This is a genomic window from Pseudomonas sp. Z3-6, assembly GCF_051131985.1.
In the GTDB taxonomy this organism is placed as follows: domain Bacteria; phylum Pseudomonadota; class Gammaproteobacteria; order Pseudomonadales; family Pseudomonadaceae; genus Aquipseudomonas; species Aquipseudomonas zanjanensis.
Genome location: NZ_CP071644.1, coordinates 597,667 through 623,083 on the forward strand (window position 1 = coordinate 597,667; position 25,417 = coordinate 623,083).

16 protein-coding genes and 1 pseudogene are annotated in these 25,417 nt (G+C 61.1%); 13 read left to right on the top strand and 4 right to left on the bottom strand.

Annotated features, from left to right (window positions below; genetic code table 11):
* The first annotated feature begins 96 nt into the window (after positions 1–96).
* The 4 genes from J3P88_RS02695 (at position 97) to J3P88_RS02710 (ending at position 8,565) form a co-directional block, all read left to right on the top strand.
* Positions 97–663 (top strand): GNAT family N-acetyltransferase, encoded by a 567-nt coding sequence (locus J3P88_RS02695; RefSeq protein ID WP_434573866.1) that lies wholly within the window; start codon positions 97–99, stop codon positions 661–663.
* Between the two features lie 1,155 nt (positions 664–1,818).
* On the top strand, positions 1,819–5,271 hold the full coding sequence (locus J3P88_RS02700; RefSeq protein WP_434573868.1) for a GMC oxidoreductase: 3,453 nt from the start codon (positions 1,819–1,821) through the stop codon (positions 5,269–5,271).
* A gap of 153 nt (positions 5,272–5,424) precedes the next feature.
* Positions 5,425–7,293 (top strand): hypothetical protein, encoded by a 1,869-nt coding sequence (locus J3P88_RS02705; RefSeq protein WP_434573870.1) that lies wholly within the window; start codon positions 5,425–5,427, stop codon positions 7,291–7,293.
* Positions 7,294–7,320: 27 nt separating this feature from the next.
* Entirely contained in the window at positions 7,321–8,565 is a 1,245-nt protein-coding gene (locus J3P88_RS02710; RefSeq protein ID WP_434573872.1) for a metallophosphoesterase, read from the top strand.
* A gap of 114 nt (positions 8,566–8,679) precedes the next feature.
* Here the strand turns inward: J3P88_RS02710 and gbcA are convergent, their stop codons facing one another.
* Positions 8,680–9,975, bottom strand: coding sequence for a glycine-betaine demethylase subunit GbcA (gbcA, locus tag J3P88_RS02715; protein ID WP_434573874.1), 1,296 nt, complete (start codon positions 9,973–9,975; stop codon positions 8,680–8,682).
* 283 nt (positions 9,976–10,258) lie between these two features.
* On the opposite strand from gbcA, the gene gbcB reads away from it, so the two are divergent.
* Complete coding sequence (gene gbcB, locus J3P88_RS02720) at positions 10,259–11,359, top strand: glycine-betaine demethylase subunit GbcB (RefSeq protein WP_186707142.1); 1,101 nt, start codon at positions 10,259–10,261, stop codon at positions 11,357–11,359.
* A 242-nt stretch (positions 11,360–11,601) separates the two neighbouring features.
* Here gbcB and J3P88_RS02725 read toward each other — a convergent pair whose 3' ends face one another.
* Positions 11,602–12,642, bottom strand: coding sequence for a low specificity L-threonine aldolase (locus tag J3P88_RS02725; RefSeq protein ID WP_250962164.1), 1,041 nt, complete (start codon positions 12,640–12,642; stop codon positions 11,602–11,604).
* 193 nt (positions 12,643–12,835) lie between these two features.
* Here J3P88_RS02725 and J3P88_RS02730 point away from each other — a divergent pair, with 193 nt between their 5' ends.
* From J3P88_RS02730 to fdhA, 8 genes are all read left to right on the top strand, one after another.
* Positions 12,836–13,540 carry a TraX family protein gene (locus J3P88_RS02730; RefSeq protein ID WP_434573876.1) on the top strand — a complete coding sequence of 235 codons (705 nt, stop codon included), beginning with the start codon at positions 12,836–12,838 and terminating at the stop codon, positions 13,538–13,540.
* 308 nt (positions 13,541–13,848) lie between these two features.
* Entirely contained in the window at positions 13,849–15,102 is a 1,254-nt protein-coding gene (glyA, locus tag J3P88_RS02735; RefSeq protein ID WP_003206308.1) for a serine hydroxymethyltransferase, read from the top strand.
* A 22-nt stretch (positions 15,103–15,124) separates the two neighbouring features.
* Entirely contained in the window at positions 15,125–16,375 is a 1,251-nt protein-coding gene (locus J3P88_RS02740) for a sarcosine oxidase subunit beta (RefSeq protein WP_434573879.1), read from the top strand.
* A gap of 14 nt (positions 16,376–16,389) precedes the next feature.
* Positions 16,390–16,719 carry a sarcosine oxidase subunit delta gene (locus tag J3P88_RS02745; protein WP_186707145.1) on the top strand — a complete coding sequence of 110 codons (330 nt, stop codon included), beginning with the start codon at positions 16,390–16,392 and terminating at the stop codon, positions 16,717–16,719.
* Positions 16,716–19,733, top strand: coding sequence for a sarcosine oxidase subunit alpha (locus J3P88_RS02750; protein WP_434573881.1), 3,018 nt, complete (start codon positions 16,716–16,718; stop codon positions 19,731–19,733). The genes J3P88_RS02745 and J3P88_RS02750 overlap by 4 nt, the downstream gene beginning before the upstream one ends.
* Positions 19,734–19,926: 193 nt before the next feature.
* Positions 19,927–20,559 carry a sarcosine oxidase subunit gamma gene (locus J3P88_RS02755; protein ID WP_186707147.1) on the top strand — a complete coding sequence of 211 codons (633 nt, stop codon included), beginning with the start codon at positions 19,927–19,929 and terminating at the stop codon, positions 20,557–20,559.
* Positions 20,560–20,719: 160 nt separating this feature from the next.
* Positions 20,720–21,577 carry a formyltetrahydrofolate deformylase gene (gene purU, locus J3P88_RS02760; RefSeq protein WP_039590651.1) on the top strand — a complete coding sequence of 286 codons (858 nt, stop codon included), beginning with the start codon at positions 20,720–20,722 and terminating at the stop codon, positions 21,575–21,577.
* A 193-nt stretch (positions 21,578–21,770) separates the two neighbouring features.
* Positions 21,771–22,970: a formaldehyde dehydrogenase, glutathione-independent gene (gene fdhA, locus J3P88_RS02765; RefSeq protein WP_122566627.1), complete on the top strand. Its 1,200-nt coding sequence runs from the start codon at positions 21,771–21,773 to the stop codon at positions 22,968–22,970.
* Positions 22,971–23,606: 636 nt separating this feature from the next.
* Here fdhA and J3P88_RS02770 read toward each other — a convergent pair.
* Both J3P88_RS02770 and J3P88_RS02775 read right to left on the bottom strand, forming a co-directional pair.
* Positions 23,607–24,140 (bottom strand): annotated as a pseudogene (locus J3P88_RS02770) (RHS repeat-associated core domain-containing protein); the annotation flags it as partial.
* A gap of 167 nt (positions 24,141–24,307) precedes the next feature.
* Positions 24,308–25,393, bottom strand: coding sequence for an RHS repeat-associated core domain-containing protein (locus tag J3P88_RS02775; RefSeq protein ID WP_434573884.1), 1,086 nt, complete (start codon positions 25,391–25,393; stop codon positions 24,308–24,310).
* Positions 25,394–25,417 lie beyond the last annotated feature (24 nt).

Genomic DNA, 25,417 nt, shown 5'->3' on the forward strand with positions numbered 1-25,417 from the left:
GCGAGCAAGCCCGCTCCCACAAGTGAAATATGTGTTGCCCACAATCCTTGTGGGCCCCTTTGTGGATAACCGCCGTCAGCCAAATGGAGCCCAGCAATGGAAGTTGAATTTCGTCCGGCCTTGCCTATGGATGCACGGGAGATCGCCCGTCTGTTCCGGATTTCTTCGGAGGGTGCGTCGGATTACATCTGGAGCCAATTGGCGGAGCCAGGGCAGGACCTATTGGAAGTAGGGGCCGCTCGTTATGCCCGGGAGAATGTCGATTTTTCTTACCAGAACTGTTTTGTCGCCCAAGCGGATGGCCGGGTCATCGGCATGATGCACTGTTACGTCACGCGCGAGGATCCGCTGGCGGCGCCGGTGACGGATCCGGTCCTGGCACCCTACGCCGACATGGAAGTGCCCGACACCCTCTATATTTCAAGCCTGGCCCTGCATGAAGGCTGGCGTAACAAGGGGCTCGGCGTGCGCTTTCTCGAGTTGGCGCAACAGCGTGCCGACCTACTGGCGCTCAAAGGCCTGAGCTTGATCGACTACGCCGCCAATACCGGCGCCCGGCGTTTCTATGAGCGCCAGGGCTTTGGCATCGTCAAAACCTGTCAGGTTTTCCCGCATCCATTAATTCGGGTGACGGGGGAGGCGTACCTCATGCATCGGCCTTGATCGCTATGGCGGTTTCACCAGAACCCCCTGTGGGAGCGGGCTTGCTCGCGAAGGCGGTGTATCAGTCGACGATGGGTTGTCTGACACACCGCCTTCGCGAGCAAGCCCGCTCCCACATAGGATTGGTGGTGCATGTGAATTTTGTATCTATCCAATCATTGTGGGAGCGAGTGTTACCCACAATCCCTGTGCGCGCCTCTGTGGATAACCTGTTCGCCCCTCGCTGCACCCCATGCAAACCAGGCGCTCCAGGCCTGCGGTCAAAAAACAGCCAACCTAACCCACGGTTTTTATTGGCTTTTGTTTGTGAATAACGATCCCTTCCAGCCGAAACTTGCCCCCAATCTCTGTTGGCGCTTCTGTGGATAAGATGTTCGCTCTACGCTGCAAGCCAGACGGACCGGGCTGTTCAGTGAGTTGATCATAAAGTGATCAAACACTCTTTTTTATCAAGAAAATCTTGGGAAAACCCCGATTTACGTGCCGTCCAAAGGGTTTTCCACAGAATCGTCAAATTTACCCCCAAACACTGTTGGCGCTTCTGTGGATAAGGTGTTCGCTCACCTCTACAGCCCAGGAATTACAAGGCTTACAGAGCATTGGTCAAAAAACAACCGATAGGCTCGGCAAACCGTCGTTTTCCATAAGTCACGGTTTTTATTCACTTTGCGGGTGAAAAAATTCCCGACCTATCCCACTTGTCCCCATTTGCTGTGGGTGGCCATGTGGATAACTTGTTCGCCAAACGCTGCAAGCCACGGCTGGCATAGCGCATATCGCTATAGATCAAATTTCATACAGTTCTAAGGAACTGCCTTGACGCAAGCCTGTCGCCTGTCTTCACTTCCATGGCACAAGGACATCGCGACTTTATCCACATCAGGTTCAGGGAGAACACATGATGGATAGCAAGGTTCCCCGCTCACACCCGCTCCCCCCACAGACCTGCGTCCCGGCATCGCCCACTTCGTTGCACAAGCGCATTCATCGTCGCGCCACCAATCAGCGTGCGCGTCTATAGCGAGTACCCGATTTTCCCCCTGTAACACCGTTGACTGCCGCTGGACCCTGCACGGGACAGTGGCCAGGCGTTCGTGCGCCTGTGGATTTGCAGGCAACCGCAGAGTTGCCCCTTCTGCCTGAGAGGACTTGAACATGACACGGATCTCAACCCCCATCAGTGATATCCAGGAGCACTATGACGTGGTCGTCATCGGTTCCGGCTACGGTGGCGGCATTGCTGCCTCGCGCCTGTCCCGGGCCGGACGCAAGGTGTGCCTGCTGGAGCGTGGCCGGGAAATCCAGCCTGGCGAATACCCCAACACCCTGCTCGCGGCTACCGAGGAACTGCAGGTCCATGACCCCGACGGTCACATCGGCTCGCGCACCGGCCTGTTCGACCTGCACGTCAACGCCCAGCAGAACGTGGTGGTCGGTTGTGGGCTGGGCGGCACGTCGCTGATCAATGCCAACGTCGCGTTGGAGCCCGAGCCTGGCGTGTTCGAGGACCCGCGTTGGCCGCAGGCGGTACGGGACCACCAGGACACGTTGCTCAAGGACGGCTACGCTCGGGCTCGGGAGATGCTCAAGCCCAATCCCTACCCGGCGTCGGCACCGAACCTGCCCAAGCTCGACGCCCACAAGAAATCAGCCGATTACCTCAAGCAAGGCGCGCACTTCTACACACCCCCCATCAACGTGACCTTCGACAAGCTGCCCAACAACCTCAACCACGTCGGCGTTGAACAGTTGCCCTGCAACGGCTGTGGCGACTGCGTCTCGGGCTGTAACAACAAGGCCAAGAACACCACACTGATGAACTACCTGCCGGATGCCTGGAACCACGGCACGGAGATTTTCTGCCAGGCCGAGGTGCGGCACTTGGAGCGCGACGGTGACGGCTGGATCGTGCATTTTCAGTACCTGGACAGCGGCCGCGAGCTGTTCTCGGCGCCCACGTTGTTCGTGCGGGCCGATGTCGTCGTGGTCTCCGCCGGCACTCTGGGCTCCACCGAAATCATGCTGCGCTCGCGGGACAAGGGCTTGGCCATGTCCAGCCAGTTGGGCGAGCACATGAGCGGCAACGGCGACATCCTCGGGTTCGGCCACAACTGCGACCAAGTGATCAACGGCATCGGCTTCGGCGCCCATTCGGCCAAGGAACTGGAACCGGTGGGGCCGTGCATCACCTCGATCATCGACATGCGCACCGAAGGCGACTGGCGCAGCCGCATGGTCATCGAGGAAGGTTCGATTCCCGGTGCCCTCGGCCGGGCCATGGTGCCGAGCATGGCGGCGTTTGCCGAGATGATCGGCGTGCCCACCGACACCGGTTTCGGCGCCAGCCTCAAGTACAAGGGCCGGGAGGCCGAGAGCTTTCTGCGCGGGCCGTATTACGGCGCGCTGCACAACATGCAGACCTACTTGATCATGAGTCATGACAACGTCAAGGGGCGCATGTTGCTCGACAACAAGGATCAGTTGCGCATCGACTGGCCTGGCGTCGGCGAACAGGAAAACGTCACCCTCGGCAACGAGCGCCTGCACCAGAGCACCAAGGCCCTGGGCGGAATCTGGGTCGAGAACCCGATCTGGACCAAGCTGCTCAAGCACAGCATCGTCTCGGTCCATCCCCTGGGCGGTTGCGTGATGGGCGAGGACGCGACGCAAGGCGTGGTCAACCACAAGGGCCAGGTGTTCAGTGGCGCCAGCGGCACCGAGGTCTACCCGGGCCTGTACGTGACCGACGGCGCAGTGATACCCACCTCCCTGGCGGTCAATCCGCTGCTGACCATTTCGGCGGTGAGCGAACGCAACATGGGGCTGCTGGCGGCCGACCGTGGCTGGATCATCGACTACACGCTGCCCTCGGCCCCGCGCAAAGCGGTGGCGGCGCCGACCCTCGGCGTGCAGTTCACCGAAACCATGAAGGGCTACTTTTCCACAGCCTTCACCCAGGCCCAGGGCACCGATCTGAGCCTGTACGAAGCGGCGGCCAAGCGTGGCAAGGCCGACAACTCGCCCATCGAATTTACCCTGACCATTACCGCCGCCGACCTCAATCGCTTGATCAAGGAGCCGGAACACGCCGCGACCCTGGTGGGCACCCTCGATGCGCCGCTGCTGTCGCCCAAGCCATTGGTCGCCAGTAACGGGGTGTTCAATCTGTTCGAGCAGTACCAGGGACAGGTCGGCGTGCGGCACATGAACTACGACATGAAGCTGACCGCCGAAGACGGCAGCGACTATTACTTCAGCGCCTTCAAGACCGTGCCCGAGGACAACGGCGTGCTGAACATCTGGCCTGACACCAGCACCTTGTACGTCACGCTGTATCGCGGACCGGACAAGACCGGCGCGGTGCTCGGCTGCGGCGTGATGCACATCCTGCCGGCCGACTTCGCCAAGCAGATGACCACCATGAAAGTGCTCAACGCCCGCAATGAACGTGAGCGCGTGGAGGCGCTGGCGCGGTTCGGCAAGTTCTTCGCCGGGATCCTGTGGGAGAGCTACGGAGGCGTCTTCGCAGGCGACGTCTACTTCAACCCGGACGCGCCGCCCCGGTTGAAACGGCCATTGGATGCACCGGCGCCGGTGGTGCATTTCTTCCCGACCGAAGACAACGTCGAGCTGCGCCTGACCCGCTATCAGGCCGGCAAAAAAGGCCCGGTGATGTTGGTCCATGGCCTGGGGGTGGGCTCGAACATCTTTTCCACCGACACCATCCACACCAACCTGCTGGAGTATCTGTGCAAGCACGAGTACGACGTCTGGCTGCTGGATCTACGGGTGAGCATCCTGCTGCCGGCCAGCAAGCACGAATGGAACGGCGACCAAGTGGCCCAGTACGATTTCAAGGCGGCCATCGAGCAGATCCAGCAAGCGACGCTGGCCCGTGACGTGCAATGCGTGGTGCATTGCTACGGCGCGACGACCTTCTTCATGTCGATGCTGGCGGGGCTGCAAGGGGTGCGCTCGGTGGTCTGCTCGCAGATCGCCGCCGACACGGTGGTCGCCACCGCCACCGGTCTGAAGGCCGGTTTGCATTTGCCGGGAATGCTCGATGCCATCGGCATCAAGTCCATGACGGCCTACGCCGACACCAAGGAAAGCTGGTTCAACAAACTCTACGACAAGGCCCTCAACGGCTATGCCCGGATCGAGGCCCAGGGCTATTGCACCAACCCGGTCTGCCATCGCATCACGTTCATGTATGCGTCGCTGTACCGCCACGACACCCTCAACGAAACCCTGCACGACAACCTGCATGAGCTGTTCGGCGAGTCGAACATCCAGACCTTCGAGCACCTGGCGCTGATCGTGCGCAAGGGGCACCTGGTGGACTTCAAGGGCAACGACGTCTACATGCCGCATTTCGATCGGTTGAAGTTGCCGATCTGCTTTATCAGCGGCGCCGACAACCAGTGCTACCTGCCGCAAAGCACCCTCAAGACCTACGAGCGGTTGTGCGAGATGCACGGCCCGCATTTGTTCAGCCGCCATGAAGTGAAGGGTTACGGTCATATCGACTGCATGTTCGGCAAGGACGCGGTGGTGGATGTGTATCCGATCATTCTTGAGCACCTGGAGAAGACGGCGCTCGGCTAGCTGACTGCCCTCCGTGGCGAGGGAGCTTGCTCCCGCTCGGCTGCGAAGCAGTCGTCGCTTTTGAAGTCTTGGGGGCCGCTACGCGGCCCAGCGGGAGCAAGCTCCCTCGCCACATGGGTTTTGTGGTGAGTCAAGAATAAGGAAAAGGATGCCATGAACACTTACGTCCGCTGGTTCCAACGCATCATTTGGGTCGGGATTGTCATGAACATGTTCTTCGCGATCCCGGCGCTGTTCGCGCCGGCGTTGCTGACGTCCATGATCGGCCTGCCCCCCGTACTGTCCGATCCCTGGCTGGAAAACGCCGGCATGTTGCTGGTGGGGATCAGCCTGTTCTACATGCCCTCGGGGTTCAACGCGCCGCATTTCGTCGTGCACTCATGGTTGTGCGTGCTGTCGCGGCTGGTGGCGGTGGTGTTCTGGATTTACCTGATCAACACCAACAACCAGGGCCAGCTGTTCGTGCCGATGCTGATGGGCGACCTGAGCATGTTCCTGATCCTGGGCGTGCTGCTGTACCTGGGCAGCCCAGTGGCCAATCGTCCGCTGGCCTTGCTTTGCGCCGGTTGGCGGGAGTGGCGCGCCGGCTGGGCGCTGCGCTGGCAGAGCCACGGGTTCAAGGTCGGCACGTTGGTGGTGGTGTTGCTGTTGGGGTTCATCGGCTACCAGACCTGGTACCAGATGATCCGGGAGGTGCCACAGCCGGACTTCGCCTCCGACGAAGACCATTACAAATACGCCGCCATCGGCCTGGGCATCGAGGCGCGGATTCCCTACTACCTGTTCGCCGTGCTGCCGCAGATGTGCCCGGAAAAACTGCCCAAGCCGGGTGGCTACGAGGTATTCGGTTTTCTCTATGAAAACGGCAACGACCTGCCCATCGGCATGGCCAAGCGGCAGCTCGGTTACCCCACCGTGGAGCCGAACTGCGCCCTGTGCCACACCGGTTCCTACCGGGCCAATGCCAGTGACGTCGCGGTGCCGGTCGCCGCCGCGCCGGCCAATACCCTGCAACTTCAGGCCTTCCAATGGTTCGCCTACGAATGCGCCAGCGACCCGAAATTCACCCCTGATGCGGTGATGACGGCGATCAATGGCAAGTTCCAGCTGGGCTTCTTCGAGAAACTGTACAACCGCTACCTGATCATCCCGATGGCCAAGAGCGCGTTGCTCAAGCAGAAACAGGCCTACGCCTGGCAGAAGCTGCGTCCAGCCCAGGGGCCAGGGCGGACCGACACCTTCAACCCGACCAAAATGGTGGTGTTCGGCTTCCCGGATGATTCCACCATCGGCACCGTGGACCTGCCGCAGGTGTGGAACCAGAAACCCCGCGAGTCCATGTACCTGCATTGGGACGGCAATAACAACAAGATCCACGAACGCAACTATGCAGCGGCCATGGCCGTGGGCGCGACGCCGCAATCGGTGCTGCCGCCGAGTTTCAATCGCGTCACGAACTGGCTGCTGGGCCACAAGGCGCCGGCCTGGCCGTTCGCCCTGGACCAGGCGAAAGTCGCCCAAGGCAAACCGATCTGGGAGAGAAACTGCGCCAGCTGCCATGATTTCGGCCGCAGCGACACCGGCCAGGTCAACACCAATATCGACCAGTTGGGCACCGACCCCCATCGCCTGAATTCCTTCACCACCGGCCTGGTGTCGGCGTTCCACGGCTTCAAGAAACCGCCGTTCGACTTTGGCGCCTACCGCAAGACGCAGAGCTACAGCAATACGCCGACCGACGGCATCTGGTTGCGGGCGCCGTACCTGCATAACGGTTCGGTGCCAACCCTGTGGGATCTGCTGCAAGCGCCGGAGCAGCGTCCGCAGGTGTTCTACACCGGCTCCGACATTTACGACCCGCAGAAGGTCGGCTTCGTCACCAGCGGCGCGCAGATGAATGCGTCGGCGGATTTCAAATACGACACCCGCCTGGAAGGCAATCACAACGGCGGCCATCTGTACGGCACGCAGTTGTCGGACGTCGACAAACGGGCCCTGATCGAATTCATGAAAACCCTGTAGCCCAGGGCAAAACGAAGGAGCGTTCACATGTCATTACTGCACCATTGGGAACATGAGTTCGACAAGGTCAAGGTCCGCCTGCACGGGTTGGTTACTCGGCTGGAGATGTCCTGGAAGAAACTCGTCAACGACCTGGAGCCCGAGGAGTTCCAGGCCATCGTCAAGTTGCTGCAGCGAGGCCACGACCAGGCCCGGCACGTCATCGACCACGGGGATTTGCCGGACGACGAACCGGCCGTGCCCTGGGAACTGGCTCACGGCTTGTCGATCCTGAAGATCGGCAACGCCACGCCGCTGCCGCAAAGCGAAGACGAGTTGCCGACCCGCGTGCTCAAGGACGGCACGTTACTGGGCTGTCGCAAATGGGAACTGTTGGATCTGCTGTGGAGCGAGGCGCTGCTCAAATGGATCGAAAACCTGCGCCACCACGCGCCGTTCGCCACTACCCCGGCGCTGGTGAAGATGGACAACGACGTTGTGCTCGCCATTGCCGGCGACTGGGGCACCGGGCCGTTCGACAGTCACGCCCCGGCGGTGGCGGTGGCCAACCAGATGCAATTGGCCCTGGCCGATTTCACCATCCACCTGGGCGATGTGTATTACGCCGGCACCCATTCCCAGGAAGACGTCGACATGGCCGGTTGGCCCCAGGGCAAGCACGGCTCGTTCACCCTCAACTCCAACCATGAGATGTACAGCGGCGCCCATGGTTACTTCAAGGAGCTGGCGGCGCGTTTCCCGGTGCAGCAGGGCACCAGCTATTTCGCCTTGTACAACGATGACTGGCTGGTGGTCGGCCTGGACAGCGCGTACGCCTCGGACGCGATGAACCTGTACATGGATGGCACCCTCAACACCCAGCAGATCGAGTGGATGAAAACCCTGCCCAAGCGCAAGAAGCTGATGGTGCTCAGCCATCACCAGGGCTTCGATATTTCCGGGCATAACAAGACTGCGCTCTACCAACCGGTGTGCGATGCCCTGGGGCGTGAGCCGGATTATTGGTATTGGGGGCATTTGCACAATGGTATTTGCTATGCGGCGCAAGGCGGGTTGCATGCGCGCTGTGCCGGGCATGGAGCGATTCCCTATGGCACCACCAGCGAGTTGAATGGGCATGCGCGGGTGTTGTGGTCGGAAACGCAGTTGGCGGGGGACGAGGCGTATCCGGAGCGGGTGTTGAATGGGTATGTGAAGGTGCAGTTGAGGGGGGAGGAGATTGTCGAGACGTTTTATGGGGAGGATGGCAGTGTGCGGTGGTCTTCACATTAGTCGTCGGCTGTTAGACCGCCTTCGCGAGCAAGCCCGCTCCCACATTCGATCTCATTCCTTCTGAAGAAACTCGGTCAACTGTGGGAGCGGGCTTGCTCGCGAAGCTTTTAGTTTTTAGCCCTGGACTGGAACACCTTTGAGGTACGGCGCCGGTTCAGCGCCCAGGTTGTTGAGCAGGCGCTCGCTGTACCAGTCCACGAAGTTCACCACGCCAAACTCATAGGTCTTGGAGTACGGGCCTGGCTGGTAGGCGGTGGAGTTGATGCCGCGCTGGTTTTCCTCGGCCAGGCGACGGTCCTGGTCGTTGGTGGCGTCCCAGACTTCGCGCATGCGCGCCACGTCGTAGTCCACGCCTTCGACCGCGTCCTTGTGCACCAGCCACTTGGTGGTGACCATGGTTTCCTGGGCGCTGATCGGCCACACGGTGAACACGATGATGTGGTCGCCCATGCAGTGGTTCCACGAATGCGGCAGGTGCAGGATACGCATCGAGCCCAGGTCCGGGTTCTTGATGCGGCCCATCAGCTTGGCGCAGCCTTGCTTGCCGTCCATGGTCATCGACACGGTGCCCTTGAGCAACGGCATGCGCACGATGCGGTTGCGCAGGCCGAAGCTGGCGTGGGCGTAAGGAATCTTCTCGGCGTCCCAGGCGGCGGCGGAAGCGGCCACGTGGTCCTTGAAGGCCTGGTCGGCCCGTGGGTCGGTGACGTCGTCCCATTCCAGCAGGGTCTTGAGCAATTCGGGGTGCGAGGCGTTGCAGTGGTAGCACTCGCGGTTGTTCTCCAGCACCAGCTTCCAGTTGGCTTTTTCCATCAAGGTGGTTTGCACCGCCACCTTGGTGTTTTCCATGTCGTAGGGTTCCATGTAATGGTTCAGGGTCGACAGGAAGTCATCGATGGCCGGCGGGTTCTCGGCCAGGCTGATGAAAATGTAGCCGCCAGCGGTCTTCACATTCACCGGCTTGAGGCCGTACTGCTTCATGTCGAAGTCGGCGCCCATCTCGGTGCCGGCGAACAGCAGGCGACCGTCCAGCTCGTAGGTCCACTGGTGGTAGTGGCAGACCAGTTTGGCGACTTTGCCTTTTTCGCTGGTGCACAGCCGCGAACCGCGGTGGCGGCAGACGTTATGGAAGGCGTGCACCACACCGTCGGCGCCGCGAATCACGATGATCGGGTTCTTGCCGACTTGCAGGGTCAGGTAGTTGCCCTTGGCCGGGATCTCGCAAGTCATGCCGGCGATCAACCATTCTTTCTGGAAGATTTCCTGCATGTCGATATCAAACAGGCGCTCATCACTGTAGAACGGTTGCGGCAGCGAAAAGGTACGCTCGCGCTCCTGCAGCATTTGCGCGGTGGCCTTGCGTGCGGGTTCCAGCGGATCGCCCAGGCTCAGGGTAGTGGTGACGTCCATCGTTTTATCCTCATGGCCATCTTTGTGGCCGGCGAAAAATGACTAATCGGTTGTGCTACGCAAGGCAGAAAACTTTGTTTATCTGTTGGGGCGAGTGTGGGGCCGCGCAGGGGCGCAACCTTATCCATGGGCGACATGGCCCAATCTGTTCCCGACGCGCTAGCCCCGGTCGTTGGGGGCTGGTCGCGATAAGTATGTGAATGTCGCAGATAGGTAAATGGTCACCCAGGCGCCTGCGCACAATCGCCCTCATGAAGGCCGACAGTCGGCCGTGGAGATCAGCATGTCCAATAACTTCCTGAACCCGGTCACTACCCAGACCTGGGCCAATGGCCGACATATCGTACGTTGCGTCAAAGTCATCCAGGAAACCTGGGATGTGCGCACCTTCTGCTTCATGGCCGACCAGCCGATCATGTTCTTTTTCAAGCCCGGGCAGTTCGTCACCCTGGAGCTGGAAATCGAAGGCCAGCCGATCATGCGCTCCTACACCATCTCCAGCTCGCCGTCGGTGCCCTACAGTTTCTCGGTGACCATCAAGCGCGTGCCGGGGGGCAAGGTCTCCAATTGGTTGCACGACACCCTGCACGAAGGCCAGGAGCTGGCGGTGCACGGGCCGGTGGGGTTGTTCAACGCCATCGATTTCCCGAGCCCGAAAGTGCTTTACCTGAGCGGTGGCGTGGGAATCACGCCGTGCATGTCCATGGCCCGCTGGTTCTACGACACCAACGCCAATGTCGACATGACCTTTATCCACAGCGCCCGCTCGCCCAAGGACATCATCTACCACCGCGAGCTGGAACACATGGCGTCGCGGATCGACAACTTCAGCTTGCACCTGATCTGTGAAAGGCATGGTCTGGGCGAGCCCTGGGCCGGGTATCGCGGTTACCTGAACCACAAGATGCTGGAATTGATGGTGCCCGACTTTCTCGAGCGCGAGGTGTTCTGTTGCGGGCCGACCCCGTACATGACCGCGGTCAAGCGCCTGCTGGAAGCGGCCGGCTACGACATGAAGCGTTACCACGAGGAATCCTTCGGCGCCACGCCACCGGAAGCCCGTGCCGACGCCGTGGAACAGGCCGAACAGGCAGCCGATGCTCCGGAAGTCGATGCGGCGGACCTGCACCTGGTGGAGTTCACCTCTACTGGCAAGAGCATTCGCGTGGGGCCGGGAGAAACCGTCCACGCCGCCGCCGCCAAGCTCGGCATGATGATCCCCAAGGCCTGCGGCATGGGCATCTGCGGCACCTGCAAGGTGCTGAAGCTGGGCGGGGAAGTGGAGATGGAGCACAACGGTGGGATTACCGAGGACGATGAGGCCGAGGGTTACATCCTGTCGTGCTGCAGCGTGCCGAAGGGGGATGTGCGGATCGATTTCTGATTTGCTCGCTCAGGCAGGTGTAAATCCCTCTGTACCTGGAGGGATTTACTTTTACTGGGAGGGGTTTATCTGTGGCGAGGGAGCTTGCTCCCGCTCGGCTGCGCAGCAGTCGTCATCTGGTAAACACGAGCTACCTGATACACCGCATGGGGGCTGCTGCGCAGCCCAGCGGGAGCAAGCTCCCTCGCCACAAAAGCTTAAAAGCCCCAGAGCCCAAAAAACCGAAGATATCGGTCGTTGCTTCAGGCGCTCATCACTTCCCGAATATCCGCCGCCAATTCCCGCACCCGCGCTTCCTCGGTATCCCACGAGCACATGAAGCGTGCGCCGCCCTTGCCGATGAAGGTGTAGAAGCGCCAGCCCTTGGCCGTCAGTGCGGCGATGGCCGGCTCCGAGAGTTGCAGGAACACGCCGTTGGCCTGGACCGGGAACATCAGTTCCACGCCGGGAATGTCGCTGACCAGTTCTGCCAGCAATTGCGCGCAGCGGTTGGCGTGGCGGGCGTGCTTGAGCCAGGCGTCGTTTTGCAGCAGGCCGACCCAGGGGGCGGAGAGGAAGCGCATTTTCGACGCCAGCTGCCCGGCCTGTTTGCAGCGGTAGTCGAAGTCTTCGGCCAGGTCGTGGTTGAAGAACAGGATCGCTTCACCGACCGCCATGCCGTTTTTCGTCCCGCCGAAGCACAACACGTCCACGCCGGCCTTCCAGGTCAGGTCGGCTGGAGTACAGCCGAGGAAAGCGCAGGCATTGGAAAACCGTGCGCCGTCCATGTGCAGGTTCAACCCCAGTTCCTTGCAGGTGACGCTGATGGCGCGGATTTCATCCGGCGTGTAGACACTGCCGACTTCCGTGGCTTGGGTCAGGGTCACGACTCGGGGCTTGGGATAGTGAATGTCCTGGCGCTTGAGCGCGATCTCGCGGATCGACTCGGGGGTCAGCTTGCCGTTTTCGGTGCGAGCCACCAGCAGTTTTGAACCGTTGGAGAAGAACTCCGGGGCGCCACATTCATCGGTTTCGACGTGGGCGGTTTCCGAGCAGATCACGCTGTGGTAACTCTGGCACAGTGACGACAGTGCCAAAGAGTTGGCCGCGGTGCCGTTGAACGCAAAGAAAACTTCGCAGTCGGTTTCGAACAAGGCCCGGAAATCATCCGCCGCGCGGTGGGTCCATTCGTCGTCGCCATAGGCGCGCTGGTGGCCCTGGTTGGCTTTTTCCATGAACGCCCAGGCTTCGGGGCAAATGCCGGAATAGTTGTCGCTGGCGAATTGTTGGCTCTTGTCGGTCATGGCCTTGCTCCTTGAATAGAGAGTCCTGGGTAAGAGATCCCTGGCGGAATTCCCGGGTGGGGGTTCCTTGGTTCGACGTGCTTGAGTCCGCAACGTCGTGGTCTATGTTGGTGCGCACTTTACCCAAGATTAGCGAGGGAACATAAGTGATGTTTCTGTCAGAAAATCACAACGCCCCAGGGCCGACGCACACATGAATCGGCGCGACGGTGCCTTGGACCTGCTCAAATGGCTGGCATTGTTGTCGATGGTGCTCGATCACCTGCGATATGTCGGTTTTTCCGCCGATTGGCTCTACGTGCCTGGACGGTTGGCGTTCCCGTGGTTCTGCCTGGCGATGGCGGCCAATCTTGCGCGCAGTGGGGCCGACAATGCGCGATGGCGTTACCTGGGTTGGCTGTTGCTGTTCAGTGCTGTCAGCGAAATTCCTTATCGCTTGTTCATTCCCGACCCCGCCACCTTGAATGTCATGCCTACGTTGGTGCTTGGGTTATTGGTGGTGCGCTGTTGGCAGACGCCCACCTTGGAAGCGCGCTGCCTGGCCGCGACGGCATTGCTGCTGGCGGCGCTGTTTTCGTCGCGGCTGATGTTCGGTTTCTTTGGTGTATTGCTGCCGCTGGTGATGTTGCTGGTGTTTCGCCGGCCCTGGTATTTCGCGCTATTGCCGGGGTTGGTGTGCCTGGCAGCCAATCAATGGCGGGTGTTATATGGCGCGGCGTGGCTGGGGGAGACCGTGGCGATCTGGGGCCTGGTAGCTTGCCTGATCGCGCCAGGGTTGGGGCTGGTGCTTTTGCGACACGCGGGTCGTTTTCATCCATTGCCGATGCGGCGCTGGGCTTATGCGCTGTACCCCGCACATTTTTTGGTTCTGCTCGCGGTTCGCCAGATCGTCGCATAACCCATTGTGGCGAGGGAGCTTGCTCCCGCTGGGCTACGAAGTAGCCCCAAGACCAAACACCTGGGTTTATCAGGTAGATCTGCGTGGGCCTTTCTGGGAGGGCTCGCCCTCCAGCGGGAGCAAGCTCCCTCGCCACGGGGGGAGTGTTCCATTCCTTTTGAGCACATGTCGTAAACGCACCTTTGCGTGGCGTCCATAGGCATTTGACATGCCTGCGCCAGCCATACCATCGCATCCAAAGGGCACGACCGAAACGGTCCGTGCCTCACCGAGACGAAAGGCGCACCGCCGCCGCTGGGAGAGACGCGATGTTCAGCAAGCAAGACCAAATCCAAGGCTACGATGATGCACTGCTGGCGGCGATGAACGCCGAAGAGCAACGCCAGGAAGATCACATCGAACTGATCGCGTCAGAGAACTACACCAGCAAGCGCGTGATGGAGGCCCAGGGCAGCGGCCTGACCAACAAGTACGCCGAAGGCTATCCGGGCAAGCGCTACTACGGTGGTTGCGAACACGTCGACAAAGTCGAAGCCCTGGCCATCGAGCGCGCCAAGCAGTTGTTTGGTGCCGATTACGCCAACGTCCAGCCGCACTCCGGTTCGTCGGCCAACAGCGCCGTGTACCTGGCCCTGCTGCAAGCCGGCGACACGATCCTGGGCATGAGCCTGGCCCACGGCGGTCACTTGACCCACGGCGCCAAGGTGTCGTCCTCGGGCAAGCTTTATAACGCGGTGCAATACGGCATCGACACCACCACCGGCCTGATCGACTACGACGAAGTCGAGCGCCTGGCGGTCGAGCACAAGCCGAAGATGATCGTTGCCGGCTTCTCCGCCTACTCCAAGACCCTGGATTTCCCACGTTTCCGCCAGATCGCCGACAAGGTCGGTGCCCTGTTGTTCGTCGACATGGCCCACGTCGCTGGCCTGGTTGCCGCTGGCCTGTATCCGAACCCACTGCCGTACGCCGACGTGGTCACCACCACCACCCACAAGACCCTGCGCGGTCCACGTGGCGGCCTGATCCTGGCCAAGGCCAACGAAGAAATCGAGAAAAAGCTCAACGCCGCGGTATTCCCCGGCGCCCAGGGCGGCCCGCTGATGCACGTGATCGCTGGCAAGGCGGTGTGCTTCAAGGAAGCGGCGGAGCCTGGCTTCAAGGCTTACCAGCAGCAAGTGATCGATAACGCCCAGGCCATGGCTGGCGTGTTCATCAAGCGCGGCTACGATGTAGTGTCCGGTGGTACCGATAACCACCTGTTCCTGGTCAGCCTGATCCGTCAGGGCCTGACCGGCAAGGACGCCGATGCCGCACTGGGCCGCGCCCACATCACCGTCAACAAGAACGCCGTGCCGAACGACCCGCAATCGCCGTTCGTGACTTCGGGCCTGCGCATCGGCACCCCAGCGGTGACCACCCGTGGCTTCAAGGTTACCCAGTGCGTCACGCTGGCCGGCTGGATTTGCGACATCCTCGACAACCTCGGCGATGCCGATGTCGAGGCCAATGTCGCGCAGCAAGTGGCGGCCCTGTGCGCGGACTTCCCGGTTTATCGCTGAGTCGGTTTTGGAGTAAATGACTATGCAACGCTATTCGGGCTTCGGCCTCTTCAAACACTCACTCAGCCATCATGAAAACTGGCAGCGCATGTGGCGCACGCCGACCCCGAAAAAGGTCTACGACGTGGTCATCGTCGGCGGCGGCGGACATGGCCTGGCGACCGCCTACTACCTGGCCAAGGAACACGGCATCACCAACGTGGCCGTGGTCGAGAAGGGCTGGTTGGGCGGCGGTAACACCGCGCGCAACACCACCATCGTGCGCTCCAACTACCTGTGGGACGAATCGGCCCACCTGTACGAACACGCGATGAAACTCTGGGAAGGCCTGTCCCAGGACCTGAACTACAACGTGATGTTCTCCCAGCGTGGCGTCTACAACCTGTGCCACACCCTGCAGGACATCCGTGATTCCGAGCGTCGTGTCAGTGCCAACCGCCTCAACGGCGTGGACGGCGAGCTGCTCAACGCCAAGCAAGTGGCCGACGAGATCCCGTACCTGGATTGCTCGAAGAACACCCGCTACCCGGTGATGGGCGCCACCGTCCAGCGTCGCGGCGGCGTGGCCCGTCACGATGCCGTGGCCTGGGGCTTTGCCCGGGCGGCGGACGCGTTGGGCGTGGACCTGATCCAGCAGACCGAAGTGATCGGTTTCCGCAAGGAAAACGGCGTGTGCATCGGCGTGGAAACCAACAAGGGCTTCATTGGCGCCAAGCGCGTCGGCGTGGTCACTGCCGGTAACTCCGGGCACATGGCCAAGCTCGCCGGCTTCCGCCTGCCGATCGAATCCCACCCGCTGCAAGCGCTGGTGTCGGAGCCGATCAAGCCCATCATCGACAGCGTGATCATGTCCAACGCCGTGCACGGCTACATCAGCCAGTCCGACAAGGGCGACCTGGTGATCGGCGCCGGTATCGACGGCTACAACGGCTACGGCCAGCGTGGCTCGTACCCGGTGATCGAACACACGGTCCAGGCCATCGTCGAGATGTTCCCGGTGTTGTCCCGCGTGCGCATGAACCGTCAGTGGGGCGGCATCGTCGACACCACCCCGGACGCCTGCCCGATCATCTCCAAGACCCCGGTGCCGAACATGTTCTTCAACTGCGGTTGGGGCACCGGCGGCTTCAAGGCGACACCTGGCTCGGGCAACATGTTTGCCGCGAGTCTGGCCAAGGGCGAAATGCACCCATTGGCCGCCCCTTTCTCCATCGACCGTTTCCACAACGGTGCGTTGATCGATGAACACGGCGCTGCTGCGGTTGCCCACTAACAGGAGAAATCCCCATGTTGCATATCTTCTGTCCTCACTGCGGCGAACTGCGCTCCGAAGAGGAATTCCATGCATCCGGCCAGGCGCATATCCCGCGCCCCCTGGATCCGAACGCCTGCACCGACGAGGAGTGGGGCGACTACATGTTCTTCCGTGACAACCCACGCGGGTTGCACCATGAACTGTGGGACCACGTCGCCGGTTGCCGCCAGTATTTCAACGCGACCCGTGACACCGTGACCTACGAGATTCTCGAAACCTACAAGATTGGCCAAAAGCCGCAGTTCACCGACAAGGCTGACAGTCCGAAAGCGGCTGCACAGGCTCTGGGAGAGAAGGTATGAGCCAGATCAATCGCCTGTCCAACGGCGGACGGATCGACCGCAACAAAGTGCTGAGCTTCACCTTCAACGGCCAGACCTACAAAGGCTTCGAGGGCGATTCCCTGGCCGCCGCGCTGCTGGCCAACGGTGTCGACATCATCGGCCGCAGTTTCAAATATTCGCGTCCGCGCGGCATTTACGCCGCCGGTGCCGAAGAGCCGAACGCCGTGCTGCAGATCGGCGCCACCGAAGCCACGCAGATTCCGAACGTGCGCGCCACGCAACAGGCGCTGTACCAGGGCCTGGTTGCCACCAGCACCAACGGCTGGCCGAACGTGAACAACGACATGATGGGGATTCTCGGCAAGGTCGGCGGCAAGCTGATGCCGCCGGGCTTCTACTACAAAACCTTCATGTACCCGCAATCGTTCTGGATGACTTACGAGAAGTACATCCGCAAGGCCGCGGGCCTGGGTCGCTCGCCGACCGAGAACGATCCGGACACCTACGACTACATGAACCGTCACTGCGACGTGCTGATCGTTGGCGCTGGCCCGTCCGGCCTGGCTGCCGCGTTGGCTGCCGGCCGCAGCGGTGCCCGCGTGATCCTGGCCGATGAGCAGGAAGAGTTCGGCGGCAGCCTGCTCGACTCCCGCGAGAGCCTGGACGGCAAGCCGGCGACCGAATGGGTCGCGGCTGCGGTGGCTGAACTGCGCTCGATGCCCGAAGTGGTGTTGCTGCCTCGCGCCACCGTGAATGGCTACCACGACCATAACTTCCTGACCATCCACGAGCGCCTCACCGACCACCTCGGCGACCGCGCACCGATCGGCCAGGTTCGCCAGCGCATCAACCGCGTTCGTGCCAAGCGCGTGGTGCTGGCGACCGGCGCCTGCGAGCGTCCGCTGGTCTACGGCAACAACGACGTGCCGGGCAACATGCTGGCTGGCGCGGTTTCTACCTACATCCGCCGCTACGGCGTGGCGCCGGGCAAGAAACTGGTGCTGAGCACCAACAACGACCACGCCTATCGCGTGGCCCTGGACTGGTTCGACGCCGGCCTGCAAGTGATCGCCGTGGCCGACGCCCGCAGCAACCCACGGGGTGCGCTGGTGGAAGAAGCCCGCGCCAAGGGCATTCGTATCCTCACCGGCAGCGCCGTGATCGAGGCCCGTGGCAGCAAGCGCGTCAGCGGGGCACGTGTCGCCGCGATCGACGTTCGCGCCCACAAAGTCACCAGCCCCGGCGAATGGCTGGACTGCGACCTGGTGGCCAGCTCCGGCGGCTACAGCCCGGTGGTCCACCTGGCGTCGCACCTGGGCGGCAAGCCGATCTGGCGTGAAGACATCCTCGGTTTCGTACCGGGCGAAGCGCCGCAAAAGCGTGTCTGCGTCGGCGGTGTGAACGGCGTCTACAGCCTCGGCGATAGCTTGGCCGACGGTTTTGAAGGCGGCGTGCGCGCGGCCAGCGAAGCCGGCTTCAAGGCGGTGGAGGGCGTGCTGCCCAAAGCCCTGAGCCGTCACGAAGAACCGACCCTGGCGCTGTTCCAGGTGCCTCACGAAAAATCCACTGCCCGGGCGCCGAAGCAATTCGTCGACCTGCAGAACGACGTCACGGCCGCCGCCATCGAACTCGCCACCCGCGAAGGCTTCGAGTCGGTGGAACACGTCAAGCGCTACACCGCACTGGGCTTCGGCACCGACCAGGGCAAGCTGGGCAACGTCAACGGCCTGGCCATCGCGGCCCGTTCGCTGAACGTGAGCATCCCGCAGATGGGCACCACCATGTTCCGTCCGAACTACACGCCGGTGACCTTCGGCGCGGTGGCGGGCCGGCACTGTGGGCACATCTTCGAGCCGGTGCGTTTCACCGCGCTGCATGCCTGGCATGTGAAAAACGGTGCCGAGTTCGAAGACGTCGGCCAGTGGAAGCGCCCTTGGTACTTCCCGAAGAATGGCGAAGACATGCATGCCGCGGTCAAGCGCGAATGCAAGGCGGTGCGTGACAGCGTCGGCCTGCTGGACGCCTCGACCCTGGGCAAGATCGACATCCAGGGCCCGGACGCCCGCGAATTCCTCAACCGCGTCTACACCAACGCCTGGACCAAGCTCGACGTGGGCAAGGCCCGCTACGGCCTGATGTGCAAGGAAGACGGCATGGTCTTCGACGATGGCGTGACGGCTTGTCTGGCGGACAACCATTTCCTGATGACCACCACCACTGGCGGCGCGGCGCGCGTACTGCAATGGCTGGAGATCTATCACCAGACCGAATGGCCGGACCTGAAGGTGTACTTCACCTCGGTCACCGACCACTGGGCGACCATGACCCTGTCGGGCCCCAACAGCCGCAAGCTGCTGAGCCACGTCACCGACATCGACCTGGACAAGGACGCGTTCCCGTTCATGACCTGGAAGGAAGGCCTGGTGGGCGGCGTGCCGGCGCGGGTATTCCGGATCTCGTTCACCGGTGAACTGTCGTACGAAATCAACGTGCAAGCCGACTACGCCATGGGCGTGCTCGAACAAATCGTCGAGGCCGGGAAACAGTACAACCTGACCCCGTATGGCACCGAGACCATGCACGTGCTGCGGGCCGAGAAGGGCTTCATCATCGTCGGCCAGGACACGGACAGCTCGATGACCCCGGACGACCTGAACATGGGCTGGTGCGTCGGCCGGACCAAACCGTTCTCGTGGATCGGCTGGCGCGGCATGAATCGCGAAGATTGCGTGCGTGAAGACCGCAAGCAACTGGTGGGCCTCAAGCCGATCGATCCGAATGTCTGGCTGCCGGAAGGCGCGCAACTGGTGTTCAACACCAAGCAGGCGATCCCGATGACCATGGTTGGCCACGTGACCTCCAGCTATGCCCACAACTCCCTGGGTTATTCATTTGCCATGGGCGTGGTCAAGGGCGGCCTCAAGCGGATGGGCGAGCGCGTGTTCGCGCCATTGGCCGACGGCAGCGTGATCGAGGCAGAGATCGTTTCTTCGGTGTTCTTCGATCCGAAGGGGGATCGGCAGAACATCTAAGGGACTTTGGTCCTGTGGGTGGGCAGCTTCACCGAGTCGCCTGATTCGCGAGCAAGCCCGCTCCCACAGGATTGAAGTCGCCGAAGGAATTTGAACCAGGCATCAATCCAATGTGGGAGCGGGCTTGCTCGCGAAGACGGCAGAACAGCCACCACAAAGGCCGGAACTACAGAATTCAAGACAGGTGCTCCATATGACCGCAGTCAACGTGTACCAACAACGCCCAACCACCGGGGCCAAGGCCGAGTCGTCGCTGCACCATGCCGACCTCGCCAGCCTGGTGGGCAAGGGTCGCAAGAACGCCGGCGTGACCGTGCGCGAGAAAAAACTCCTGGGCCATTTGACCCTTCGTGGCGACGGCCACGACCCGGCGTTCGCCGCCGGTGTCCACAAGGCCCTGGGCCTGGAATTGCCAGGTGCCCTGGCCGTCGTCATCAAGGGCGAGACCAGCCTGCAATGGCTCGGCCCGGATGAATGGCTGCTGGTGGTGCCCACCGGCGAAGAATTCGCCGCCGAGCAGAAACTGCGTGAAGCCTTGGGCGACCTGCACATCCAGATCGTCAACGTCAGCGGCGGCCAGCAGATCCTCGAACTGTCCGGCCCGAACGTGCGCGACGTGCTGATGAAATCCACCAGCTACGATGTTCACCCAAGCAACTTCCCGGTGGGCAAGGCCGTGGGCACGGTGTTCGCCAAGTCGCAACTGGTGATCCGCCATACCGGCGAAGACACCTGGGAACTGGTTATCCGCCGCAGCTTCTCGGATTACTGGTGGCTGTGGTTGCAGGATGCCGCGGCGGAGTATGGGTTGAGCGTGCAGGCATAAGGACTAAAGCCGACCACGGCTTTTGTGGCGAGGGAGCTTGCTCCCGCTGGGCTGCGCAGCGGCCCTCGCTTTTGGCGGTTGCTGCGCAACCGAGCGGGAGCAAGCTCCCTCGCCACGGGGTTCTGCGTCGCTTCGTTAATTTTGAACAGGAGTCACCGCAATGAGCCGCGCCCCAGACACATGGATCTTGACTGCCGACTGCCCCAGCGTGCTCGGCACGGTGGACGCGGTGACCCGCTTTCTGTTCGAGCAGGGCTGCTACGTCACCGAGCACCACTCCTTCGACGACCGGCTCTCGGCGCGTTTCTTCATTCGCGTGGAGTTCCGCCAGCCCGACGGTTTTGACGAGCAGAACTTCCGCGCCGGCCTGGCCGAGCGCGCGCAAGCCTTCGGCATGGTCTTCGAACTGACGCCGCCCAACTACCGGCCCAAAGTGGTGATCATGGTCTCCAAGGCCGATCACTGCCTCAACGACTTGCTCTACCGCCAACGCATCGGCCAGTTGTCCATGGACGTGGTGGCCGTGGTCTCCAACCACCCCGACCTCAAGCCGCTGGCCGACTGGCACCAGATTCCCTACTACCATTTCCCCCTGGACCCGAACGACAAACCGGCCCAGGAGCGACAGGTGTGGCAGGTGATCGAAGACACCGGCGCCGAGCTGGTGATCCTTGCCCGCTACATGCAGGTGCTGTCGCCGGAGTTGTGCCGCAAGCTCGACGGCAAGGCGATCAACATCCACCACTCGCTGCTGCCGGGTTTCAAGGGCGCCAAGCCGTACCACCAGGCCTACAACAAAGGCGTGAAGCTGGTGGGCGCCACGGCGCACTACATCAACAACGACCTGGACGAAGGCCCGATCATCGCCCAGGGCGTCGAAGTGGTGGACCACAGCCATTATCCCGAAGACCTGATCGCCAAGGGCCGGGACATCGAAGGGCTCACGTTGGCGCGGGCGGTGGGGTATCACATTGAAAGACGGGTGTTCTTGAACGCCAATCGTACTGTGGTGCTGTGATGGACGCCTTCGCGAGCAAGCCCGCTCCCACATTCGACCGCGTTCCACCTTTGGAATGCAGTCGAATGTGGGAGCGGGCTTGCTCGCGAAGAGGCCATTACTAACAACGCAAAAACAGCATCTGTAACCCGAGCAATCAACGCGCTGCCTGCCTGGCAACGCAGTTCCACAAAAACAACAGCGAGGTGAAAGCATGTCTGGTAATCGTGGTGTCGTGTATCTCGGCAACGGCAAGGTCGAAGTACAGAAAATCGACTATCCAAAAATGCAGGACCCGCGCGGCAGGAAGATTGAGCACGGTGTCATCCTGCGCGTGGTCTCCACCAACATCTGCGGCTCCGACCAGCACATGGTCCGCGGCCGTACCACTGCCCAGACCGGCCTGGTCCTGGGTCACGAAATCACCGGTGAAGTGATCGAGAAGGGCAGCGACGTCGAGAACCTGAAAATCGGTGACCTGGTGTCGGTGCCATTCAACGTGGCTTGCGGGCGCTGCCGTTCCTGCAAGGAGCAACACACCGGTGTGTGCCTGACCGTCAACCCGGCCCGTGCCGGCGGTGCCTACGGTTACGTGGACATGGGCGACTGGACCGGCGGCCAGGCCGAATACGTGCTGGTGCCGTACGCTGACTTCAACCTGCTGAAACTGCCGGACCGCGACAAGGCCATGGAGAAAATCCGTGACCTGACCTGCCTGTCCGATATCCTGCCCACCGGCTATCACGGCGCCGTCACCGCCGGCGTTGGTCCTGGCAGCACCGTCTACATCGCCGGTGCCGGCCCGGTTGGCCTGGCCGCCGCCGCTTCCGCTCGCCTGCTGGGCGCGGCCGTGGTCATCATCGGCGACGTCAACCCGGTTCGCCTGGCCCACGCCAAGGCCCAGGGTTTCGAAATTGCCGACCTGTCCACCGACACCCCGTTGCACGAGCAGATCGCCGCACTGCTGGGCGAGCCCGAAGTCGACTGCGCCGTCGATGCGGTAGGCTTCGAAGCCCGCGGCCACGGCCATGACGGCGTCAAGCACGAAGCCCCGGCCACCGTGCTCAACTCCTTGATGGGTGTAGTCCGCGTGGCCGGCAAAATCGGCATTCCCGGCCTCTACGTCACCGAAGACCCGGGCGCCGTCGATGCGGCAGCGAAAATGGGCAGCCTGAGCATTCGCTTCGGCCTGGGCTGGGCTAAATCCCACAGCTTCCACACCGGCCAGACCCCGGTGATGAAGTACAACCGCCAGCTGATGCAGGCGATCATGTGGGACAGGATCAACATTGCTGAAATCGTTGGCGTGCAGGTGATCAGCCTGGATGATGCGCCGAAGGGGTACGGCGAGTTTGATGCGGGTGTGCCGAAGAAGTTTGTGATTGATCCGCATAAGTTGTTTAGTGCGGCGTAAGTGGTAAAGGGCAAGACGGGGAAAGGGCGACAGTGATGTCGCCCTTTTTATTCAGCTCAGCGCAAAAGCGATATATCGAGGTCGCTGTGGCCTGCTTCAAGGTCGTCGGATGTTACGCTGCGCTTCTTCGTAAGATGGTGGCAGGTCAGACACACCGTCTAGGCGTTGTCTAATCGCAAGCAGCCGTGGATCATTTTCATCCATCACTACAGCTCTACGAGCGTTCCTTGCTGCGTAGTCGTTTTCAATATCCGCCATAGTCCATGAACCTTGCGAAGGCGAGCGCGAGCGAGGGGAGGATGTGGGTGACGGAGGGCCTGAAGCAAACGGAATGTCCGATGTCTCACCCCCGTCTAAGTAGTAGGAATGCGAGCCGCGACGGGAGGCTGAGGGCGAGTGATGTACTGCTATCGTTTCTCTAGTTGTCCATGCAGCAGTTAAATCGTCCGGGTTCTTTGATGCGATGGGAGAAGGAGGGGGCGTAAGTGGTCTATTGGGAACTCTGTTGGTTGGGAGCACTGAGATGCCTTGTCCTGCTGTCTCTTGCACTGCAAGGTTAAAGGCCCGATCAGCACGCGCTACTCGCGACGATGGCTGTATGAATCCCAGTGCCCTCCCAATGGATTTAACCCATGCCGGTAAGTGCCCCGTCGGATCCACCCGATTTACCGGATCTCCAACACAGTACGTATAAGCATTCACCCCCCCGTCCCCAAACGGACTCAAACTGTCCGGGCTGTTAAACCGCATCAACACCGGATTGAACGCCCGATACCCATCGCCCAACAAATAATGCCCGGTCACCGGGTCCGGCCGTTCGCCGTTGAAGCCGAGCAGGCTGAGTAAGCCGTTTTCCGCAGGGCGATGGCCGTAGGGCGTATAGGCGAGGGGATGAGGCTGCGTGGCATCGAGCGCGTGCAGCACCGAGCGTTGTTGATCGGTGCTGAGCAAGGTGGTTTCGACGGTGTCGCCCTGGCGTTGTTGTTGCGCCAGGAGTTGGTCGTCCTGCTGGAATATCGAACGCTGTACCGAGCCTTGGATTTCGCTGGTCAGGCGCTCTTTCAAATAGAAGCGCTGGGTGCGGACCTGGGCTGATGGTGTGCAATCGGCCAGGCGATCCAGTGGGTCGTAGTGGTAGCGGCAGAGCAGAACTTGATGGTTTGCTGGCATGGGATAGTCTCGACGCCTTGGTTATTGGCAACTGTCTTTTATTACCGTGCGTGAATGTAATGTTGGGATGTCATTGCTTTTGATTAATAACAACGTCAACGCTAAATCATTGTTTTTGATGTGCAGCGAGAGTTATTCGAATGGCTGCTAACCTCGACGGCTTTCGCTTATGGGGTGAAACGGATCGCGGAAGCGGCGTGCATGGGATAAATTTTGGGCTTTTTTCCTTCCAACTCTGCGAAAACTGACCGAACGGCACCTTCAGTAGTCGTTGCGTTTTGTACAAGCTTCGATAGCGGGCTTTGGGCTCGCGAGACCTCTACACCCCCTCGATACGCGTCCACTGGTTTTCCGGTTATTTTTGCAAAACGGCCGGCGAACGATCCTCCCCCGCCTGTTCCTGAATAACATATAAGCAGGCCAACACTGTCGTAATCATTGAAATTAACGCCATTGCGGGTCGCGGCATCGTAGAGGTTTTGTGGGGTTAGTTCTCGTCCATCACTTAATGCCGTTGACTTGGACCAGACGCTGTGTTTGGCACCGTAGGCTTCTATTATTAGTTGCCGCTGTTGGGGGGTTGAGCTTTCAAACGCTACGATGCGAGTGTCGATAATTTTGAAGTCCGACATTGGCCCTTCCACAATACCGGACGGGGCACTCCGTGTTGATGTTCGAAGTTTGAGGTTTCGGCCTATCGCTTTTAATAATCCAGGAAATGAGACATTTCCTGTTGGATCACTCCAATTAATTGGATCTCCTACGCAATACGCATAGGCATTCAACCCACCCCCTCCAAACGGACTCAAACTGTCGGGGCTGTTAAAGCGCATCAACACTGGATTGAACGCCCGATACCCATTACCCAACAAATAATGCCCGGTCACCGGGTCCGGCCGTTCGCCGTTGAAGCCGAGCAGGCTGAGCAAGCCGCTTTCTGCAGGGCGGTGACCGTAGGGTGTATAGGCGAGGGGATGAGGCCGGGTGGCATCGAGCGCGTGCAGCACCGAGCGCTGTTGGTCGGTGGCGAGCAAGGTGGTTTCAACGGCGGAGTCCTGGCGCTGTTGTTGCGCCAGGAGTTGGTCGTCCTGTTGGAAAATCGAGCGCCGTACCGAGCCTTGGATTTCACTGGTCAGGCGCTCTTTCAGGTAGAAGCGCTGGGTGCGGGCCTGGGCCGAGGGGGTGCAGTCGGCCAGGCGATCCAGTGGGTCGTATCGGTAATGGCAGAGCAGCGTTTTGCGGTTCGCCGACATGGGGTCGTTCCCTGAATGGACGGG